Annotated in this window: 18 protein-coding genes and 1 pseudogene; 8 read left to right on the top strand and 11 right to left on the bottom strand. The window is 66.3% G+C overall.

The features are described from left to right. Positions 1 to 12 precede the first annotated feature (12 nt). A complete protein-coding gene (locus tag OHA42_RS16605; RefSeq protein ID WP_406238113.1) occupies positions 13 to 603 on the bottom strand; it encodes a TetR/AcrR family transcriptional regulator in 591 nt (196 codons plus the stop codon). Positions 604 to 672: 69 nt separating this feature from the next. Here OHA42_RS16605 and OHA42_RS16600 point away from each other — a divergent pair, with 69 nt between their 5' ends. The 3 genes from OHA42_RS16600 to OHA42_RS16590 all read left to right on the top strand — a co-directional run bounded on the left by OHA42_RS16600 (position 673) and on the right by OHA42_RS16590 (position 2,999). Beyond that, positions 673 to 1,524 carry a class I SAM-dependent methyltransferase gene (locus tag OHA42_RS16600; RefSeq protein WP_406238111.1) on the top strand — a complete coding sequence of 284 codons (852 nt, stop codon included), beginning with the start codon at positions 673 to 675 and terminating at the stop codon, positions 1,522 to 1,524. A 246-nt stretch (positions 1,525 to 1,770) separates the two neighbouring features. Further along, positions 1,771 to 2,418: a DUF402 domain-containing protein gene (locus OHA42_RS16595; RefSeq protein WP_406238109.1), complete on the top strand. Its 648-nt coding sequence runs from the start codon at positions 1,771 to 1,773 to the stop codon at positions 2,416 to 2,418. Between the two features lie 56 nt (positions 2,419 to 2,474). Continuing rightward, the gene (locus OHA42_RS16590; RefSeq protein WP_406238107.1) at positions 2,475 to 2,999 is read left to right on the top strand and encodes a DUF402 domain-containing protein; all 525 of its coding nucleotides are present in this window, start codon (positions 2,475 to 2,477) and stop codon (positions 2,997 to 2,999) included. A gap of 185 nt (positions 3,000 to 3,184) precedes the next feature. Here OHA42_RS16590 and coaE read toward each other — a convergent pair whose 3' ends face one another. Both coaE and OHA42_RS16580 read right to left on the bottom strand, forming a co-directional pair. Beyond that, positions 3,185 to 4,393 (bottom strand): dephospho-CoA kinase, encoded by a 1,209-nt coding sequence (gene coaE, locus OHA42_RS16585; RefSeq protein ID WP_406238106.1) that lies wholly within the window; start codon positions 4,391 to 4,393, stop codon positions 3,185 to 3,187. Positions 4,394 to 4,967: 574 nt separating this feature from the next. After that, positions 4,968 to 5,371: pseudogene (locus OHA42_RS16580) on the bottom strand (alkaline phosphatase family protein); the annotation flags it as partial. A 264-nt stretch (positions 5,372 to 5,635) separates the two neighbouring features. Between OHA42_RS16580 and OHA42_RS16575 the strand changes: the two are divergent. Continuing rightward, positions 5,636 to 7,870, top strand: a complete 2,235-nt coding sequence (locus OHA42_RS16575; RefSeq protein WP_406238104.1) for an MMPL family transporter — start codon at positions 5,636 to 5,638, stop codon at positions 7,868 to 7,870. On the opposite strand, the gene OHA42_RS16570 is transcribed toward OHA42_RS16575, so the two are convergent. From OHA42_RS16570 to OHA42_RS16555, 4 genes are all read right to left on the bottom strand, one after another. Next, complete coding sequence (locus OHA42_RS16570; protein ID WP_406238102.1) at positions 7,857 to 8,489, bottom strand: TetR/AcrR family transcriptional regulator; 633 nt, start codon at positions 8,487 to 8,489, stop codon at positions 7,857 to 7,859. The genes OHA42_RS16575 and OHA42_RS16570 overlap by 14 nt on opposite strands. A 31-nt stretch (positions 8,490 to 8,520) precedes the next feature. Beyond that, positions 8,521 to 9,924 carry an SPFH domain-containing protein gene (locus tag OHA42_RS16565; protein ID WP_406238100.1) on the bottom strand — a complete coding sequence of 468 codons (1,404 nt, stop codon included), beginning with the start codon at positions 9,922 to 9,924 and terminating at the stop codon, positions 8,521 to 8,523. A gap of 252 nt (positions 9,925 to 10,176) precedes the next feature. Beyond that, positions 10,177 to 11,634 (bottom strand): MDR family MFS transporter, encoded by a 1,458-nt coding sequence (locus OHA42_RS16560; protein WP_406238098.1) that lies wholly within the window; start codon positions 11,632 to 11,634, stop codon positions 10,177 to 10,179. Between the two features lie 3 nt (positions 11,635 to 11,637). Continuing rightward, entirely contained in the window at positions 11,638 to 12,582 is a 945-nt protein-coding gene (locus OHA42_RS16555; protein ID WP_406238096.1) for an FAD-dependent oxidoreductase, read from the bottom strand. A gap of 62 nt (positions 12,583 to 12,644) precedes the next feature. Between OHA42_RS16555 and OHA42_RS16550 the strand changes: the two genes are divergently transcribed. Further along, entirely contained in the window at positions 12,645 to 13,094 is a 450-nt protein-coding gene (locus tag OHA42_RS16550; RefSeq protein WP_406238094.1) for a MerR family transcriptional regulator, read from the top strand. A 66-nt stretch (positions 13,095 to 13,160) separates the two neighbouring features. Here the strand turns inward: OHA42_RS16550 and OHA42_RS16545 are convergent, their stop codons facing one another. Next, entirely contained in the window at positions 13,161 to 13,364 is a 204-nt protein-coding gene (locus OHA42_RS16545) for a cold-shock protein (protein WP_327114982.1), read from the bottom strand. 292 nt (positions 13,365 to 13,656) lie between these two features. Here OHA42_RS16545 and OHA42_RS16540 point away from each other — a divergent pair, with 292 nt between their 5' ends. After that, positions 13,657 to 14,064, top strand: a complete 408-nt coding sequence (locus OHA42_RS16540) for a hypothetical protein (protein ID WP_406238092.1) — start codon at positions 13,657 to 13,659, stop codon at positions 14,062 to 14,064. On the opposite strand, the gene OHA42_RS16535 is transcribed toward OHA42_RS16540, so the two are convergent. Both OHA42_RS16535 and rpsA read right to left on the bottom strand, forming a co-directional pair. Beyond that, the gene (locus OHA42_RS16535; protein ID WP_406238090.1) at positions 14,051 to 15,016 is read right to left on the bottom strand and encodes an AEC family transporter; all 966 of its coding nucleotides are present in this window, start codon (positions 15,014 to 15,016) and stop codon (positions 14,051 to 14,053) included. The two genes, OHA42_RS16540 and OHA42_RS16535, sit on opposite strands and share 14 nt — an antisense overlap. 247 nt (positions 15,017 to 15,263) lie before the next feature. Beyond that, complete coding sequence (gene rpsA / locus OHA42_RS16530; protein ID WP_328411654.1) at positions 15,264 to 16,733, bottom strand: 30S ribosomal protein S1; 1,470 nt, start codon at positions 16,731 to 16,733, stop codon at positions 15,264 to 15,266. 269 nt (positions 16,734 to 17,002) lie between these two features. Between rpsA and OHA42_RS16525 the strand changes: the two genes are divergently transcribed. Then, positions 17,003 to 17,857: a methyltransferase domain-containing protein gene (locus OHA42_RS16525; RefSeq protein ID WP_406238087.1), complete on the top strand. Its 855-nt coding sequence runs from the start codon at positions 17,003 to 17,005 to the stop codon at positions 17,855 to 17,857. 99 nt (positions 17,858 to 17,956) lie between these two features. Here OHA42_RS16525 and OHA42_RS16520 read toward each other — a convergent pair whose 3' ends face one another. Next, the gene (locus OHA42_RS16520) at positions 17,957 to 18,160 is read right to left on the bottom strand and encodes a cold-shock protein (protein WP_406239407.1); all 204 of its coding nucleotides are present in this window, start codon (positions 18,158 to 18,160) and stop codon (positions 17,957 to 17,959) included. A gap of 226 nt (positions 18,161 to 18,386) precedes the next feature. Between OHA42_RS16520 and OHA42_RS16515 the strand changes: the two genes are divergently transcribed. Continuing rightward, a complete protein-coding gene (locus OHA42_RS16515; protein ID WP_406238086.1) occupies positions 18,387 to 18,596 on the top strand; it encodes a hypothetical protein in 210 nt (69 codons plus the stop codon). Positions 18,597 to 18,703 lie beyond the last annotated feature (107 nt).

Genomic DNA, 18,703 nt, shown 5'->3' with positions numbered 1-18,703 from the left:
GGCGGCAGTATTTCAGCGGGAAAGCGCCGGGTGGAGGACCGTGGTCACGACCTTGCGGACAGCGGCGGTCTCCGGCGGCGTGCCCTCCCGGCCCGCGAACAGTAGGTGCCCGGTCCCGATCACCATGAGCGCGAGGGTGTCCACGTCGGCATCGGCCGCGATGCGGCCGAGGTCGCGCTCGACGGTCAGGTAGGAGGTGATCATGGCCGCAGCCTCCGTCAGTACCGGGACGCCGGGCGGCCGGACCTGCCGCAGCCGGGCGCGCAACTCGTCACGGAAGGTAATGAGGCTGATGATCGCCACCGCGACCGACTCGAACAGGGTCGTCAGCGCGCCGGTGACGTTCTCGGCGACGGTGCCGGTTCCCGCGGATTCGCGCAGCGCGACGGCCTGGTTGTCGATCCGGCCGATGCGGTCGAGCACGAGCTCGGCGAGGAAACCGTCGAAGTCGGCGAAATGCCGGTGTAGGACCCCCTTGGCGCAGCCTGCCTCGGTGGTGACCGCCCGGCTGGTCAGCGCGTTCGGTCCGGCACGGAGCAGGATGCGCTCTGCTGCGTCGAACAGCTGTTCGCGCACGTCACGCAGGGCAACGCCGGTCGGCATACCGCGAATCCTTCCCTCGCCCAGCCCTTCTCGATTTACGAGTGGGCACATGCCCACTATAGTGGGCACATGCCCACTATACCGCCGGAGCAACCGCCCCTTTCCGAGCCCGAGCCGCGCGAGGCGCATCGGGCCCGACACATAGCCGAGTCGTTCGGCTCCGACGCCGAACGGTATGACCGAACCCGGCCGCGTTACCCGGACGCCCTGGTGGCGCGGATAGTCGCCGAGAGCCCCGGCCGCGACGTGCTCGATGTCGGGACCGGCACCGGCATCGCGGCCAGGCAGTTCCAGGCAGCAGGCAGCCGGGTGCTCGGAGTCGAACCCGACCCGCGGATGGCCGAGTTCGCGCGCCGCAGCGGCGTCGAGGTCGAGGTGTCGACGTTCGAAGCCTGGGATACCGCAGGCCGGACGTTCGACGCGGTCGTCGCCGGGCAGACCTGGCATTGGGTCGACCCGGTCGCGGGAGCAGCCAAAGCGGCGCAAGTGCTGTGTCCCGGCGGGCGACTGGCCGTGTTCTGGTACGTATTCCAACCACCGTCGGAACTGGCCGCAGCCTTCGCCACGGTCTACCGCAGGGTGCTGCCCGGCTCGCCTTTCGACCGCGCGACGATGCCCGGCCTGGACACCTACTCCGCGTTCTTCACCAAGGCGAGCACGGGAATACAACAGGCCGGCGCGTTCGGCGACGCGGCGCAATGGCAGTTCGACTGGGAGCAGCCCTGCACCCGCGACGAGTGGCTGGAGCAGGTGCCGACCTTCGGCGGTCACAGCCAATTCCCGGCGGACAAGCTGGAAGCACTACTGGATGGCATCGGCGCAGCCATCGACGCGGCAGGGGGCGGCTTCACGATGCACTACACCGCAGTGGCGGTCACAGCGGTGCGAACCGACACCGACCGACCTCCGACAACCGGGTAACACTGGAAACCCGCCCGGAGCGGCCGACCCCACCCGACGTCGCATCCGTGGCCGCCCGGCGCGCCATCGGAGTTCCCGCGCACCGCCACCGGCGAGCGTCGGTGCACAACTTGTTACTTGCCCGAAATGTCCGTTGCCACAACGATATTCATCACATTCCCAGACAAAGCGCGCAACCCCCGGCGGGTGTAGCCTGATTTGGTTATCGGTACAGGGTGTTATCGGTACAGGGTGAAGGAAGACGCCATGAGCGCTCTGATTCCATTGCTCGCCGCAGTGCCTGCAATGACCGGGATAGCCGGATACGTCGCCAGGGACATGCGCGGGGTCGCACCAGGTCAACTGACCGCCAGGCTCGCGACCCCACCACCGGGGCCGCTCGCCGCGGCCGCTCCCGCCAGACCGAAGGTCGAGTATTTCAATCTCGCCGATCTGACCAATACCGACGCACGAGGCTTCGTCCGGTCGGTGGAGCGCTATCACGTCGAGCCGTGGGGCCTGTATATGGCCAGGACGGTCGGCGGGCCGGAGTTCCACTACGTCGAGTCGTGGCTGGTGCCGGAGCTGTCGATCCGCGCGACGATCACCCACCGCAGTCCAGCGCATCACCGAGGGCAGGATTACTGCCTGGACATCGGCGAATTCACGAAGGTCGAACCGAAGCGCTGGAAAGCGATCGACCACTACCTCGACATCATGGTGCAGGGCGGGCGCAAGTCCGAGCTGCGCGGCGTCGAAGACCTACTGGCCGCCCACGCGGCCGGTTTGATCGACACGGCGCAGGCACACCGCGCCTTCGAGCGGGCCACCACCGCGATGGACGGCCTTGCCGCGCACGACCATGATGTCGAACGCTGGCTCGCCTCGCATGGCATCGTGCTGAGCTGGATGTAGCGGACGCCACCGCCACAGCACTCGACGCAGGCCCGGCGGCGGTAGATTCTGTGTGCATGACACAGGCACCATCAGTGGACGTGCATCGCCCGAAGGTGGAGTACTTCGACCTCGCGGCGCAGACCAACACGGATCCGAAGGGCTTCGTCCGGCCGGTCGAGCAGTTCCGCGCGGAGCCATGGGGCCTGTACATGGCGCGTGTTTCCGACCATCCGCAGTTCCACTACATCGAGTCGTGGCTGCTACCCGAGCTGTCCATCCGCGTCACCGTCTTCCACTACCACCCCGAACACCGGCGCGATCAGGACTACTACGTCGATCTCGGTGAGTTCACCCAGGTCGGGCCGAAGACCTGGAAGTCGGTGGACCACTACCTGGACATCGTGGTGCGCACCGGCCGCGACACCGAGCTGCTCGACGTGGACGAGCTGCTCGCCGCCCATGCCGCAGGACTGATCGGCTTCGGCGAGACCCAGGCCGCGATCGAGTACGCCGCCACAACGATCGAGGGCATCGCTGCCAACGGCCATTCCCTCGAGGGCTGGCTCGCCACCCTCGGCATCACGCTCACCTGGCGGTAGCTCCTTTCTCGAGCACCTCTTGACAACGGTCTACCGCCCAAGGCAAGACGACCATGACTTTCCATCTACTCGCCCCTGGCTCGCTGAGCCCAGAGGACGGAGCGCGCGAAGGCTGGCACCGCCGCGGACCACTGCACTTGGCCCGGCCCGCCCATCACACCCAGCGATGCCGGGTCGCGCCCGATTTACCCGTCGCGTTCGCGCCAGGCGCGAACTCGCTCGTACGCGGCGTCGAACCACGGCTCCTTGACCTCGAGGTAAGCGAGCGTCGCCTCCTCGCCGGTCAGCCCGGTCGCCTTGGCTTCGCCTTCCCGTTTCATCTCGAGGTACTCGGCGCGGACTGCGGCATCCGACCGCAGCCAGTCCCGGAAGTCGAGCGCGAACCGCTGCCCAGGCGAACCGGCAACGCGGACATGGACATTGGCGAGCCGGCCGGGGTCGGCGTTGGCATACAGCCGCTTGGCCCACCGGCCGATATCCGTCCCGGCCGGGTCCGCGCTCGTCGGTTTGGGATTGTCGTGCGTGACATGTGCCTTCACGGGGAAGCCCGCCGCGCCGAGCGCATCGCGCAACCCATCGGCCGTCGCCATATCGGCGACCGTGATCTGCACGTCGATCACGTCCTTGGCGGGCAGGTCCGGCACGGCGGTCGAGCCGATGTGATCGATCTGTGATGCGGCCGGACCACAGGCCACCCACAGCCGCGCAATGAGCCGCTGCGCCTGAACCGGCCACTGCGGGTTCGGTGCGACGACACGCACATCCGGCCGCCGCGCGGGCGTTCCGGTGCGCAGGTTGCGCTCGAACGGCACCAGGCGCTCGTCCCACAGCCGGTGCACGATCGGAACGATGTCGTTTGCGGCGCCGCTGTTGTCGAGCAGCACGTCGGCCACCGCGCGCCGCTGCTCGTCGGTGGCCTGGGCGGCAATTCGCGCCCGCGCATCAGCCTCGGAAACACCGCGGAATTCGACAAGTCGCCGAATTCGAATTTCCACGGGGACGTCCACAATAAGAACAAGGTTCATCAACGGCGCGAGACCGTTTTCCACTAGCAACGGAATATCCTGGACGAGAATCGAATCCGGCGCAGCGGCGGAAATAAGTTCAGCAGTTCGCTTTCCGACCAGCGGATGCGTTATCGAATTCAGTGTCGCGCGCGCTTCGTCACTGCCGAATGCCTTGGCCGCGAGCGCGGGCCGGTCCAAGCTGCCGTCCGCGGCGAGGATGTCCCCGCCGAAGGCCGACACGAGCGCCGCCAGCCCCTCGGTACCCGGCGCGACCACCTCCCGTGCGAGGACGTCGGAGTCGATGACCACCGCGCCACGGTCGGCAAGTATCCGCGCCACCGTCGACTTGCCCGCTCCCATGCCTCCGGTGAGGCCGATCCGCAACATTCGACCAGTCTCGCATCCGCACTGGGCGGGCCGGGCTCCCACCCGAGCGGCGGCGCGGTCCCCGGCACCCAATCAGCCCGAATACCCACTCGGACCGACCATTCCACCACCCGCGCCGCTATTTGCCCGATCCGTGACTCCGTCGAGACCATCTCGCAACATTTCCGGCCGATTGCCGTTCGCGGGCGACAACTTTCCGACACGCCGAGGCAATTACGTGCGCAAAATACTCTGACTCGCCCTTTCGTTCGGCTAATCTTCGCCGTGGCGATCCAGGCCAGTACCAGCAAGCAAAGGAACATCATTGGGCACCAGAAACAACCAGACGGGTCGCCACCGCCTGGGCATGGCGGGTGGTATGCACTGCATACAGATCCCCGCCGTTGCGGCCGCGCTCGCCGAGCACCGCCGCTCATGGTTCACCGCGTTGATCAACCCCGCTCGGCACAGCTTCGCCGCTATGCGAAAACGCTCTGCCGCGGCAGCCACGTATTGGGTACCTGCGACCGCCAGCTGACCCCGACTTCCGAAGTGGCCCAGTCCGAACCGGACTGGGCCACTTTCGGCGTGCTCGGACGATGCCACTCGGCCTGCGTCGGCCACCCGGCTGCTGCTGCGGCATTTCATTGGGCGGCACCGGATACGGAATGCCCGTGGTCGCCGTGCCCAATGCCGGATTCGGGCCGCATTGTGCGAGCGCGGCAGCGACTTTCGATTCGGATCGGTCAAGATCGTTTTCGCCGCATTCGGTATCGATCCGAAATCGAACGTCGATGTCATATCTCCGGTGATACCGCGCCGCCACAGCGTCAGGTTCGGCACCTCGACACCGAACCCGGTTTCCAGCCCCGGCAATCGGGAGGCGTGGCCGAAGGTCTCGGAGGCAACGTGGCCGCCGCGGCCGTATGGCGAAATCACCAGTCCCGGAACGCGATAGCCGAGTCCGATCGGGCCGCTGATCCCGCGCGACGAAGTCACAGCGGGCCGACATCGCGGTTGTAGTTCTTCCAGCTCCCCCGACGTCGGACATCCCAAAGTTGGTCAACCGTCCGACTATGCGCGACGGCGGGTAAGTGGCCGCAGCTCAACCAGAATCGGCCATCGGATCCGCGGTCGCCGACGGCCTGACGCACCGTGGCGCGAGCCGAATATCTGACAGTCACTTGCTTTCTTGCCGGACCGATTCGTAGGCTGGCGGAAAATATCTGAGAGTCACTCTCAGAAATAGTAGGTGGAGGGGCGATGACACAGCTGACCGTGCTCGAACGGCAGGATCCACCGGACCCCACGCCGCACCTCGGCATCGTTGGACGCTGGGGAGTCACGGTGGCACGGCACCGCCGAATCGTGCTCACCGCGTGGCTGCTACTGGTGATCGCCTGCGCGTCGGCCTACCCCGCCCTGCATGCAAGCCTCGGCTCGCCCGACTACTCGGTCCCCGGATCGGACTCGGTGGCCGTCGATCGGCTTGTCGCACAACACTTCGCGCGGTTCGGCACCGAACAGGACCTGATCGTCTTCCATTCGGCGCAGCGCACCGCAGACTCGACGGAATACCGTGCGGTGATCAACAAGGCGATGACCGCGGTCCGCGCCACCGATGGCGTCACCGGTGCGATCGGTCCGTACGAGGGCAACGCCGCCGCGCAGATCTCCTCCGACCGGCAAACCGCCTTCGGCCTTGTCGGCGTCGACGGCGGCATGACGGAGCGGGTCCGGATCGCGAAAGAACTGCAGTCCACCCTGGCCGGGCAGTCCGCCGCGGGCGTCGAGGCGATGATCACCGGATTCGCACCGGCACAGGCGGATCTGACCGACATCGAAACCGCCGATCTGCAACGCGCCGAAGGCATCGGCCTGCCGGTGGCCGGCGTGGTGTTGGTGCTCGCCCTCGGCGCGCTGGTGGCCGCGACCGTGCCCATCGCGGTGACCGCGGCAGGCATCGCAGTGGCCATCGGGGCGCTGGCCGGGCTCGCGATCTTCCTGAGCTTCGATTCGCTGGTGCTCTCGGTGGCGACCATGATCGCCACCGGTACCGCGATCGACTACGTGATGTTCATCGTCAGCCGGTTCAACGAGGAACTCACCCGGCGCGGTGTGCGCGATCGGCGCGCGATCGAGGCCATCGTGCAGGCCATCGGCGCGGCCATGGACACGACCGGCCGGACCATCCTGGCCTCCGGATTGATCGTATTGATCTCGCTGTGCTCGCTCGCCGTTGTCGGCCTTCCGATACTGAACGGGATCGCCATCGGTGTGGTGACTGCGGTCATCGCCACCCTGACCGCAGCCTTTACGCTATTGCCCGCGCTGCTGGCGGTGTCGGGTCCGGCCATCAACCGCGGCGCACTGCCCGCCCGACTCCGACCCGCCGAGGTCGAGTCCGCGACGGCCTCGACCGGGTGGGCGCGGTGGGCACGTCTGGTGATGGCGCGGCCGGTGTTGTTCGGTGCGGTCGGCGTCGCGGTGCTCACCCTTGCGGCCGCGCCGATCGTCGGCATCCGGTACGGCGTGGACATGGGGCTCGGTTCGCTGGCCGACCGTCCGACCGGGCAAGCCACCGCGCTGGTGAAACAGAACTTCGGTCCCGGTCTGCTCGCGCCCATCGAGGTGGTTGCCACCGGACCCGATGGCGCGCCGCTGACCGGCGAATCACGCACGGATGTAGAGGGATTCGTCACGGAACTGACGCAAGATCCCCGCATCGCGCGGGTAGTGCCACAGCAGGCCGAAGGCAGGCTGCTCGCGGTAGTGGTGCCCGAGGTTGCCTTCGACTCGACCGATGCCGGCGAGCTGGTGGCCGACATCCGTTCCCGCGCAACGACAATCGACGAGGCGGACATCAGGGTCGGCGGCACCTCTGCCTCGTTCGCCGATGTGTCACAACGGATCACCGCTCGTTTTCCATGGGTGATCATCCTGGTGCTGACCGTTTCGCTGGTCTTCCTCGTCGTCGCCTTCCGCAGTATCGTGCTCGCCGTCAAGGCGATCCTGCTCAACCTGCTGGCCACCGGCGCCGCACTCGGTATCACCGTCGCGGTATTCCAACACGGTGTCGGCGAGTCGGTGCTCGGATTCCACAGCACCGGATTCCTGCAGGTGTATCTGCCGATGCTGGTGTTCGCGGTGCTGTTCGGCCTGTCGATGGACTACGAGGTATTCCTGATCCGACGCATGAAGGAAGCCTGGGATCGCAACCCGGACAACGCCGCCGCTGTCGCGGAAGGATTGCAGCGCACCGCACGGCCGATCACCGCCGCGGCCGCCATCATGGTCGCGGTGTTCGCGAGCTTTGTGACCGCGGATGTATTGGAGCTGAAGCAGATCGGATTCGCGTTGGCCGTGGCCATCACCATCGACGCCCTCGTGGTGCGACTGGTGCTGGTACCGGCGTTCATGCAACTGTTCGGTCGCTGGAACTGGTGGCTGCCGCGCAGCCGCGACGCACGCTCGGAACTGGTGACTACCGGAACATGACCTCGATCGCGTCGACGATCGAACCGATCGCCTCGGTATAGACGTCTTTGAGTCGCCGGGTGAAACCGGTTGCCGCCCAATGGTCCAGGGCCGCGACACATCCCCAGACGCCGGTCGCGGCGGCCATCCCCACCGTCAGGTCCTCGGGGTCGCGGCCGCTGCGTTCGGCGAACAGCATGCGGAATTCGTCGGCCAGGTCCCGCATCTGCCGTGTCTGGCCGTCCCGGATCTCCGGAATCGTCACCACATACTGCAGCCGCCTGCGGATCCGGCGCTCGGACTCCTCGGTGAGCAGTGATTCGATCAACACCGGCACCAGCAGCCGGGTGACGGCGATCAGATCGGCGGGCGCGATTGTTTCGGCGCCGCCCGCGGTTTTGATCACCTCGAGAATCCGCGGATCCGCCTCGTCGTAAAGGACGAGCATCTCCTTGGTGCCGAAGTACCGGTAGATCGAACTGGCTGACACGCTCGCCGCGGTCGCGACCCGGTCGACGGTCACGTTGCGGTACCCATGCTCGTCGAACAGATCCAGTGCAACCTGCTGGATTCGGCTCATCGCCTCGATCTTCCTGCGTTCCCACAGGGTCGAGGAAAACTCCACGGCGGACTCGGACATCAGTTGCGAGGATACCCGGGCCCGACCTCGATCACGGCTTCGGCGCGAATGCCTCCACCACGGCGGTCAGCTGGGCGATCACGCCGGACAACGCTGCCGAGTCGCCGCCGAGTTGGAACGATTTCAGTTCGGCGGGGGCGGGCAGCTTGGCGACGATCTCCGGCAGCGACTCGACCAGCTGTGCCTGGATCGCAGTGGCACTGCGCTCATTGGCGGTGTCCACCCTGATGTGGTCGCGCTCCAGGTCGAGCAGGGCAGCTTCGTGTGCCGCGCGGGTCCGGGCCGCCGCGTCGGCCAGCTCACCGTCGCGTTCCAGCTGCCGCAACTCCTGGGTCCGGCGCAGGTTTTCGGTGCGTTCGGCGTGCTGTTCACCTTCCAGCCGTAGCGCGTGCAATGCGGTCTCCTGAGCAAGATCGGCGACGGTGCGCTCGTCGTCGTGCTGACGGGTGGTGCGGCGCAACTGTTCGGCGGTCTCCCTGTCGAACCGCGCCGCCTCGTTGCGTGCGCGTAGTTCGGCCAGTTCCCGCTCGTTCTCGATACGCCGCTCCTCGGCGGTCCGACTCGCCTCGGTCTCGCGCGCCGAAATCACTTCCTGGGTCGCCAGTTCCGCGAGGCGGGCGATCTGGCTCTGTTCGCTGCGGTAGGGCTTCTGCAAGTTCTCCCAGAGCGTGGACGAGCTGACCACTGCTTCCTTGATCTGTACGGTGACAATGCCGAGGCCGAGCCCTCGGTCGCGGCCGTCCCCTGCCGCATCGCCGGATCCCTCGGCCACCGCTCTGAGCCTCGCCGTCAATTCCTCGATGATCGGCTGCTTGTCGCTGAGCACATCCCGCACCCCCATGGTGGACACCTTGTCCTTGATGGCGGCCTCGGCCTGTTCGCGCAGCTGAATGTTCACCAACCGCATCGGATCCTCGCCGTCGGAGAAGTCGAGCTTGCGATAGGCGGTGGCAAAATCCTCGATGATCCACTGCACGTACCCCTGGACCAGCACACCCTGCAGTTCGCTGCAAATGCAGTAGGCGTTGATCAGGATCGTCTGCATGGCACCGGGCACCACGAGATACGCATCGGTCGCGGGGTCGAAGCGGAAGGAGACGCCGAGCCCGATGTGCAGCGGTTCGCTGCGACCACGCCGGGTGTGCACGACAAAAGCGTTGGGCGGCACCAAAACCGTGCGCCATCGCCAGAATCCGGTGACTCTGACCTCCACCGGCCCCGGCCCACTGCCCTGCACAGCGGGCCCAACTCGATCGGCCCGCTTCGCCATAGCACCGCGACGTACCTGCTGCGCCGGTCCACCGGGCGCGGCCGGCGGTGCGGGCGCAAACGCCTCCGCCGCCATCGGCTTGCGGGTGCGCAAGTCACCTTCGAGTGCGGCCTGCTGGGCAACGACCTGCTCGAGGTAGTCGTTGCGGCCCGAATTGCTCCCCATGCCCGGCACCCTACCGCCGAACGCGACCCTCGACCGCCCGAATTCGGTTACCCCCGAATCGATCCCGCGCACTGTCGCTGGAACCGATTCCCGGGGTCTACCGCGCCGCCGCCAGCAACGGTCCACGCTCTGTGGCCGGTCACGAGATCGAACCAATTGTCATGGATGGACGGGGATGAGCCACAGATCGAATGCCCGAGGCCTCCCGCCGGCAATCGGGAGGCGACGCGCGCGCGAAGACGGCGGTGCCGGCTACGGCGCCGGCCGGCCCGGGTCGGCTCGGTCTTCCCCGGTCGACCGGCTCTGCTGCGCAGGATCCGGAATCACGAGTGTCAGCACGAGCAGCACCATGGTCAGCGGGAGAGCCCAGATCAGGGTGTCCGGAATGGCATCGGCCGTAGCCGTAGCCGAGACGGGTTTTCCGGCAAGTTCGTGGCCGAGGACACCGCCGTAGATTGCGATGCCGAGCGACATGCCCAGACCGCGCAGAGCCAAAGCGGCGGCGGTGACCGCACCGAGTTCCGTTGCGGCGACGGCATTCTGCGCAACTGTCACCAGCAGCTGCACGAGCATGCCGATGCCGCAGCCGAGCACGATCAGCCCCAGCGCCACGACCAGATAGCTCGACTCCGCATCGAGCCGACCGAGCAGGACGAATCCGAAGGCGATCACCACCGCGCCGCCGATCAGGAAGGGCCGGTATCTTCCCGTTTTGCTCGCCAGGCTGCCGGAGAGGAACGAGGCCACCATGAACGCGACGACATACGGATTCAGCGCCAGGCCTGCCTCGGTCGCGCTCATGTCGAAGGCACTGCGCAAATAGGTCGGCAGATACACGATCGACGAATACATCAGTACTCCGAGTACCAATGTCGCGGGCAGGATGACGCCGGTGACCCGGTTGGTGAACAGCCCCAACGGGATCACCGGATCCTCGGTGCGGCGTTCCCGCCACACGAACGCGCCGAGCATGATGACCACCGCGGCACCGAGGCCGAAAATCAGCCCGACCCCTGCGTGTTGCGCACCGCTGGACCATTCACCGATCAGCAGAACTCCGACCACCGCGCCGACCAGCAGCACCGAGCCACCGACATCCAGCCGGCCGGCGAGGCCGCCGCGCGGCAGCCGTAGCGCAGCTCCGACAAGTGCCATCGAGATCAAGCCGAGCGGCACATTGATGTAGAAGATCCAGCGCCACCCCACGGTGTCGGTGATCGCCCCGCCGACCAGCGGGCCGCCGACGGCGGCAAAGGCGAAAATCGCACCCACCGCGCCCTGTACCCGGCCGCGCAGGGCGACAGGGAACAGCTCGGCAAGAGCGATCGTCGGAATCGTGAACAATGCGCCGGCGCCGATCCCCTGCACGGTGCGCAACACCACGAGCTCGGTCAGCGTGCCTGTCATACCGCACAGCGCCGATGCGATGGTGAATATGCCCACGGCGGTGAGGAAGACCGGTCGCCTGCCGAATCGATCGCTGAGCCGGCCGTACAGCGCGCCCGTCGCCGTGGAGGCCAGCACATAACAGGTCACGATCCAGCGCAGCGAGCCGACATCGCCGAGGTCACCCGCGATATCCGGCAGCGCGATGCTGACGATTGTCTGGTCGAGAACCGAGAGCAGCATGCCGAGCGCAAGCCCGGCAGCGGCGAGCGGGATATTACTGGTATGCGCAGCCGGTCCAGCCGCGGTCGTGGTGACGGACACGACTCACTTCTCCTGTGCGGTAAAGGGATTCGGCAGCCGAAAGTCGACGCTGACCAGGTCTTGGTCGAGCACACTGCCGGCGACGGTCCCGCTGGCGGCGGCCGCGACGACCGCGGCCAGTGGAACCGGGATCGTTGCTCGTCGGGCCATATCGCCCGCGGCATAGACGCCGGGCACGCTCGTCCGGTGAAATTCGTCGACCTGCACGGTGCAATCCGAGAACGTGGCGCAACCGAGCAGACCGGGTAGCGGAGACCGCTGGGTCCAGGTGCTGCTGACGAAGGCGACTTCGCATGGCAGCGCCGGTCCGTCCTGGAACGCCAGCGCATGGAGCTTGTCACCGGCCGCCTCGAACCCGGTGATGCGTTCGCGGCGGACCGTGACACCGGCCGCCGACATGGCCTGCGCCGCGGATGGCGGAACATCGGCGGGTCCGTTGGTGCACAGGACGACATCCGCGCTGAACCGGCTCAGATGCAGCGCGAGCCGGATGCGGTCGGGTTCGCCGCCGATCACGGCGATCGGCCGCTGACTGCTCTCGAAACCGTGGCAGTAGGGGCAGTGGAATACCGCCCGCCCCCACAGCTCGGCGATACCGGTGATGTCGGGCAACTGGTCGACCAGGCCGCTGGCCAGCAGCAGCCGCTTGGTGTCGACTTTCGTGCCGTCTGCGAGCTGCACGATGAAACCGCGATCGCCCCGGGCGACCCCGGTGGCCGCACCGTCGCGAACCTCGACGGTGGGATACATCATCAGCTGGTCGCGGCCGATCGCTCGGAGATCGGCGGGCGGCACGCCGTCACGGGTGAAGAAATTGTGGACGGCAGCGGCGGGTGCGTTACGGGCGTGGCCGGAGTCCAGCACCAGAACGCGTCGGTGAGCGCGGCCCAGGGTCAGTGCGGCCGACAGTCCCGCCGGCCCGCCGCCGACGACGATTACCTCGAACATTTGGTCCTCCTCGTGATGACATCGCCTTGACATCACGGACCACTCTGCATGTTAATGTGAACATGAAGTCAAGCCCCGACGGCGATGTCCACTCCCCCGATCCCACCGGCGAGCTCACGATCGGCGCGCTGGCGGCACGCTTCGGCCTGGCCACACACGTGCTGCGGCACTGGGAGTCGATGGGCTTACTGCAACCGGCCGGGCGGGTGAGCGGACGACGACGCTACGTCCAGGATCACGTAGTCCGGGTCGCGATGATCGTGCGAGGCAAGGCGGCCGGGCTGAGCCTGGAGCAGTTGCGCGAAATGCTCGACGCACCGGACCGTACCGCGCGCCGAACCGTGCTGGCCAGACAATACGAGGAGCTCGGCGTCCGGATCGCCGAAGCGCAGGCCTCGCAGCGGATGATCGAGCACGCGATGGCGTGCGAAGCAGAGGACTTCACGCAATGCCCGACATTTCGACAGCTGGTCGCGGCGGTGGCCGAGGGTAACCGCACCCCACTCGGGTAGCGGCTACCCCGAAATACGCAAAAGCCCCGCACCCAGAGGGTGCGGGGCTTTACCAAGCTGCGTCGATCAGATAGCGCGGACGTCCTGGGCCTGCGGGCCCTTCTGTCCTTGGCCGACCTCGAACTCCACGCGCTGTCCTTCTTCAAGGGACTTGAATCCCGAGCCGGACACGGCGGAGTAATGAACGAAGACGTCAGGGCCGCCACCGTCTTGCGCGATAAAGCCGAAGCCCTTTTCGCTGTTGAACCACTTCACACTGCCTTGAGTCATTGCTTACTTCATTCTTTTCTGTAGATGAGCCAAGCGGATCACGTCGATAAGCCTGATCTCACTGGACAACCATGCCATGGATCGGGGGCAAATGACGAAGAGTGTGAGCCAACCAACCCTCGGCACCGGGTACGGCCGCAGCGCGGCGGCCTCCGCGATGCGCCGATCAAGCGATTCCGCCACGCGGGTCGACCTCGGAGTTGGACCATAGATGCACGCGGTGCAGTGAGGGCCGCGTTCTCTTCCCGTTGTGTTCAGCGATCCGTCTACGCCACACAGGAGGAACGAATCCATGATGACCACTCGGAATCATCACCGCACTGTCCGCACCGCGACCGTCTTCGCATCGATGGGCGCCGCCTTGGTGCTGACCGCTGCCCCTGCGCTCGCCGCCAATACCGTCGACATCACCGTTGCCGCACCGAACAACGTCGGCGTCGAATACAACTGCGACGCCGGGGCCGGGGTGACAAGTATCAAGGTGATGGCGGGCGAACCCACCGCTGAGCGCCCTGCGGCCCTAGGCACCCAGAACGACGTCGCCTGTGACGGCAGCCAGCACGTCGCCACGGTCTCCTTGGCAGGAGCCGCCGGCGAGGCGCCATTGGCGGCGGGTGCGGTTGTCCAGATACGCGCGGCCTTGGTCGATCAGAACGACGTCGTGATATCCGGGCAGGCGAAGGTGCTCACGCTGCAGTAAAGCCCTGGGTGATCAGGAGCCACAGCGGCAGCAGGACCAGCGCGATGACGGAGGTCTTCGCGACGATCGCTGCCGCGAGGTCGACGTCGGTGTCATAACGTTGCGCGAAGATGAACAAGTTCTGTGGCGCGGGCATAGCGGCGATCACCACCAGGTAGGTCAGCCATCGGCCGGTGATGCCGAACACGTACTCGGCCACGACGAACGCCAGCAGTGGGAGCGCGACACATTTGCAGGCGATCAGCGCGTATTCGTCGCGAGCGGCTCCGCGCAGTCGCAAACCTGTCCCGCCCAGGTGCAGACCGAGTGCGAACAAAGCCACCGGAGCGGCCGCGTTGCCGCTGAAAGCCAGCGCATCACGGACCCACTCCGGCACCGGAACATCTGCCACATTGGCGGCGACGCCGAGGTAACAGGCGATGACAATCGGCGTACCCAGCGCCGCACAAATGCCACGTATCACCGCAGCGCGCGTCGGACGGTCCTGGTCGTCCTGCGCCGCACCGTATTCCATGATGGCGATGATGACCACCGTCAGTACACAGACCTGGAGCAGGATCGTCGGAAAGACCGGCGCGGCATCATCGAACAGGAGCACGAATACCGGTATGGCGAAGTAGGTCGTGTTGACCTGGACCCCCGCCATGATCCGCAACGCAGTGCCCCGAACATCGGCTCTGATCACCCGGCGCGCGGCGAAGCCCACGACCACCATCCCGACAAGCACCGTTGCCAGATACGCGACGATCGCCACCGGGTCGAACACCTGCCCGAGATCGCTCGCATACAGCGAACCGAACAAGTAGCACGGAATTGCGAAGAGAAAAGCGAAGTCGGAGAAGGCCTTCGAGCTTTCCGCTCCGATGATCTTGCGCCGCGCGAACACCACGCCACCGCCGAACACCACAACGACCGGCGCTAGTTTCGCCGCGGTGCTGGCAAGGCCGCTCAATCGTGCCCCGTTGTCGTGGCCGCCTGCGGTGGTGTGGCCGCCGGGAACGGCCTTGCAATACCCGACACTGTCGGATCGAGATGCTGACCAGTCACCAGGAAGAGCCTAGAGACAGCCTGCGCAGGCTGCGAGCGGGCCATAGTAACCCTCGCGCACACTGACGTGGAAGCTTGTTTCTACCCCACGGCGCACAAACGGGAAGGCCCCGGTCCGCGAGCGGATCGGGGCCTTCCTCGTAACGTGCCTATCAGGCGTTGCCGGAGAGCTTCTCCCGCAGAGCCGCCAGCTGCGCGTCGCTGGCCAGCGAACCACCGGCCGACTCGGGCGAGCTGGAGGAGGACGCCTGCGAACCGCTCTCGGAGGAGTAGTTCGACGAGCCGCCACCGTTCGCGGCCTCGGCCGCGGCGTCGGCCGCCATCTTCTCCATCTGCGCAGTGTGCATTTTGTGGCGACGCTCGGCCTCGGCGTAACGGCCTTCCCACTCTTCGCGCTGCTTGTCGAAGCCTTCGATCCAGTCGTTGGTCTCGGAGTCGAAGCCCTCGGGGAAGATGTAGTTGCCCTGCTCGTCGTAGCTGTCGGCCATGCCGTACTTCGACGGGTCGAACTCGGCGTGGTAGTCCTCGTTGGCCTGCTTGAGGCTCAGCGAGATCCGGCGACGCTCCAGGTCGATGTCGATGACCTTGACCATCGCGTCGTCGCCGACGGCGACAACCTGGTCCGGGACCTCCACGTGGCGCTCGGCGAGCTCGGAGATGTGCACCAGGCCCTCGATGCCCTCTTCGACGCGCACGAACGCACCGAACGGAACCAGCTTGGTGACCTTGCCCGGGACGATCTGGCCGATCGCGTGGGTGCGGGCGAACTGACGCCACGGGTCTTCCTGAGTCGCCTTGAGCGACAGCGAAACCCGCTCGCGGTCCAGGTCGACGTCGAGCACCTCGACGGTGACCTCGTTGCCGACCTCGACAACCTCGGAGGGGTGGTCGATGTGCTTCCAGGACAGTTCGGAGACGTGCACCAGGCCGTCGACGCCGCCCAGGTCCACGAAGGCACCGAAGTTGACGATCGAGGAGACCACACCCTTGCGGACCTGGCCCTTCTGCAGCTGGTGCAGGAACTCGCTGCGGACCTCGGACTGGGTCTGCTCGAGCCACGCGCGGCGGGAAAGGACCACGTTGTTGCGGTTCTTGTCCAGCTCGATGATCTTGGCCTCGATCTCCTTGCCGACGTACGGCTGGAGGTCGCGGACGCGACGCATCTCGACGAGCGAGGCGGGCAGGAAGCCACGGAGACCGATGTCGAGGATCAGGCCGCCCTTGACGACCTCGATGACGGTGCCCTTGACGGCCTCGTCCTTCTCCTTGAGCTCCTCGATGGTGCCCCAAGCGCGCTCGTACTGAGCCCGCTTCTTCGACAGGATCAGGCGGCCTTCCTTGTCCTCCTTGGTGAGAACGAGAGCCTCGACCTCATCGCCCACGGAAACGACCTCGTTCGGGTCGACATCGTGCTTGATGGAGAGCTCGCGGGAAGGGATGACGCCTTCGGTCTTGTAACCGATGTCGAGCAGGACCTCGTCGCGGTCGACCTTGACGATGGTTCCTTCGACGATGTCGCCGTCGTTGAAGTACTTGATCGTGGCGTCGATGGCGGCGAGGAAATCCTCGGCGGAGCCGATGTCGTTGACGGCTACCTGCGGCGAGGTGACGGTGGTGGGCATGTGTCGGTTTGCTCCGGACGGATTGTGGTCGGTTGCGGACATTGGAACTTTCGGTACGCTGCGAACTCACCGCGATGACGCGACGTGACGGACATAATGAACGTACCGCACGGCAAAGCTTGTGAAACTCAGCGCGGGTGCTCTGTTACTTCAGCCCCTTCTCAGGGCATCGGTACGGCAGTACAGAAGGCACTCGCGCGTTCAGCGTACGCGACCTTGGTCCGGCCGGGCAAACCGGTCTCGACGCCACGCCGGACTACGCTGACCGCGTGTCGGAAGATCGCCATGCGCAAGCAAACACACTGCTCGGAACGGCCGGGACCGCGCGCACCCGGATCGGCTCGGAAGCCAGCCAGCAGGCCAGCAGACGCTGGTGGGATGCCGATGCCACCCAGTATCACGAGACCCACGCCGATTTCCTCGGCGTGGATTCCCCCGACGGCGAGTTCGTCTGGTGTCCCGAGGGCTTGCACGAGGGCGACATGCATTTCCTCGGCGAGGTTGCCGGCAAGCGGATCCTGGAGATCGGCTGCGGTTCCGCGCCGTGCGCACGCTGGCTCGCCGGACAGGGAGCGCACGCGGTCGGCCTGGACTTATCGATGGGCATGCTCGAGCGCGGCCTTGCCGCCATGGCCCGCGGCGGATCCCAGGTTCCCCTCGTGCAGGCGGGCGCCGAATCGTTGCCTTTCGCCGACGCCACCTTCGACCTGGCCTGCTCAGCCTTCGGCGCCATCCCGTTCGTCGCCGACTCGGCGCAGGTGATGCGCGAGGTCGCCCGGGTGTTGCGCCCCGGCGGGCGCTGGGTGTTCTCGGTGAACCACCCGATGCGCTGGATCTTCCCGGACGACCCGGGCGAGGCCGGTCTGACCGCCTCGATCCCCTATTTCGACCGCACCCCCTATGTGGAGGTCGACGGCGAGGGCGAGGCCACCTACGTCGAGCACCATCGCACCATCGGCGACCGGGTCCGCGAGATCGTCGCCGCGGGCCTGATCCTCGAAGACATCATCGAACCCGACTGGCCGGAGTGGCTGGACCGCGAATGGGGCCAATGGAGCCCGTTGCGCGGCGAATTATTCCCTGGCACAGCGATTTTCGTCACAAGTAAGCCGACAGCCCGATAGCGCCACCGCGCTGAGCCGATCACGCCCGGTCGACCACCCGAAAACCTGTGCGCCGTCGAGGATTCCAGACCCACCGGCGACGCACAGGCTTCAAGAACGTCAGATCGGCTTCACGTTTTCCGCCTGCGGGCCCTTCTGGCCCTGGGTGATGTCGAACTCGACCCGCTGGTCGTCGTTCAGGCTGCGGAAGCCCGTGTCGGCGATCGCGCTGAAATGGACGAAGACGTCCGGCCCTCCGTCATCCGGAGCGATGAAACCGAATCCCTTGTCCGCATTGAACCATTTGACAGTGCCCTGCATCATCACTCCCGCCGTTGGAATCTATGACCGAACGTCCTGATACTGCCTGGTCCACCCGCAGATTCCCAGCATTTGGCGCCGTGCTGCGCGGTAGGAATTCAGCGCGAAGGTGCGATGACGGGCTCCGACCGGCCGAATTCCGCCGGCAACGCGGCGCGTGCGGCGGCAATATGCGCGCCGAGATCGCCGCCGGAATTCCGCCGCACGAGCACTGGTCGCCTTGCCCGGCGTGCATACGCCTGCCGTCTCGGGCGCTGATCTCGCCTGGCTGGCGACCGATCCCGCAGTTGCCCACGCGACCGGCCGCTACTGCGTCGGACGCGCCGAGCGGCCGTCGTCGAAGATGTCCTACGACCTCGACCTGCGGCACGCACTGTATGACGACAGTATCGAACTGCTGGATGAGCTCACCGTAGCGGCGAGTTCCGAGCACCCATGACAGCAGCGCCGGCGGCACTTCCGACGACAGGCGAGCCGTCACCTATGCCCACCCACCTCACCGAGTCGCCTGTCCAGGCTCGGCGTGGCCGTTGCGGCACACGCCGC

This window comes from Nocardia sp. NBC_01009 (assembly GCF_045208035.1).
In the GTDB taxonomy this organism is placed as follows: Bacteria; Actinomycetota; Actinomycetes; order Mycobacteriales; family Mycobacteriaceae; genus Nocardia.
The sequence above is the reverse complement of the archived record's forward strand: the minus strand, read 5'-3'. Positions and strand labels throughout refer to the sequence as shown.

Excerpts from the sequence above, each read along its gene's own strand:
- OHA42_RS16600 (WP_406238111.1), top strand. The coding sequence starts at position 673 with ATGCCCACTATACCGCCGGAGCAACCGCCCCTTTCCGAGCCCGAGCCG.
- OHA42_RS16540 (WP_406238092.1), top strand. The coding sequence starts at position 13,657 with ATGATGACCACTCGGAATCATCACCGCACTGTCCGCACCGCGACCGTC.
- OHA42_RS16595 (WP_406238109.1), top strand. The coding sequence starts at position 1,771 with ATGAGCGCTCTGATTCCATTGCTCGCCGCAGTGCCTGCAATGACCGGG.
- rpsA (WP_328411654.1), bottom strand. The coding sequence starts at position 16,733 with ATGCCCACCACCGTCACCTCGCCGCAGGTAGCCGTCAACGACATCGGC.
- OHA42_RS16605 (WP_406238113.1), bottom strand. The coding sequence starts at position 603 with ATGCCGACCGGCGTTGCCCTGCGTGACGTGCGCGAACAGCTGTTCGAC.
- OHA42_RS16590 (WP_406238107.1), top strand. The coding sequence starts at position 2,475 with ATGACACAGGCACCATCAGTGGACGTGCATCGCCCGAAGGTGGAGTAC.
- OHA42_RS16565 (WP_406238100.1), bottom strand. The coding sequence starts at position 9,924 with ATGGGGAGCAATTCGGGCCGCAACGACTACCTCGAGCAGGTCGTTGCC.
- OHA42_RS16555 (WP_406238096.1), bottom strand. The coding sequence starts at position 12,582 with ATGTTCGAGGTAATCGTCGTCGGCGGCGGGCCGGCGGGACTGTCGGCC.
- OHA42_RS16570 (WP_406238102.1), bottom strand. The coding sequence starts at position 8,489 with ATGTCCGAGTCCGCCGTGGAGTTTTCCTCGACCCTGTGGGAACGCAGG.
- OHA42_RS16520 (WP_406239407.1), bottom strand. The coding sequence starts at position 18,160 with ATGATGCAGGGCACTGTCAAATGGTTCAATGCGGACAAGGGATTCGGT.
- OHA42_RS16550 (WP_406238094.1), top strand. The coding sequence starts at position 12,645 with ATGAAGTCAAGCCCCGACGGCGATGTCCACTCCCCCGATCCCACCGGC.
- coaE (WP_406238106.1), bottom strand. The coding sequence starts at position 4,393 with ATGTTGCGGATCGGCCTCACCGGAGGCATGGGAGCGGGCAAGTCGACG.
- OHA42_RS16575 (WP_406238104.1), top strand. The coding sequence starts at position 5,636 with ATGACACAGCTGACCGTGCTCGAACGGCAGGATCCACCGGACCCCACG.
- OHA42_RS16545 (WP_327114982.1), bottom strand. The coding sequence starts at position 13,364 with ATGACTCAAGGCAGTGTGAAGTGGTTCAACAGCGAAAAGGGCTTCGGC.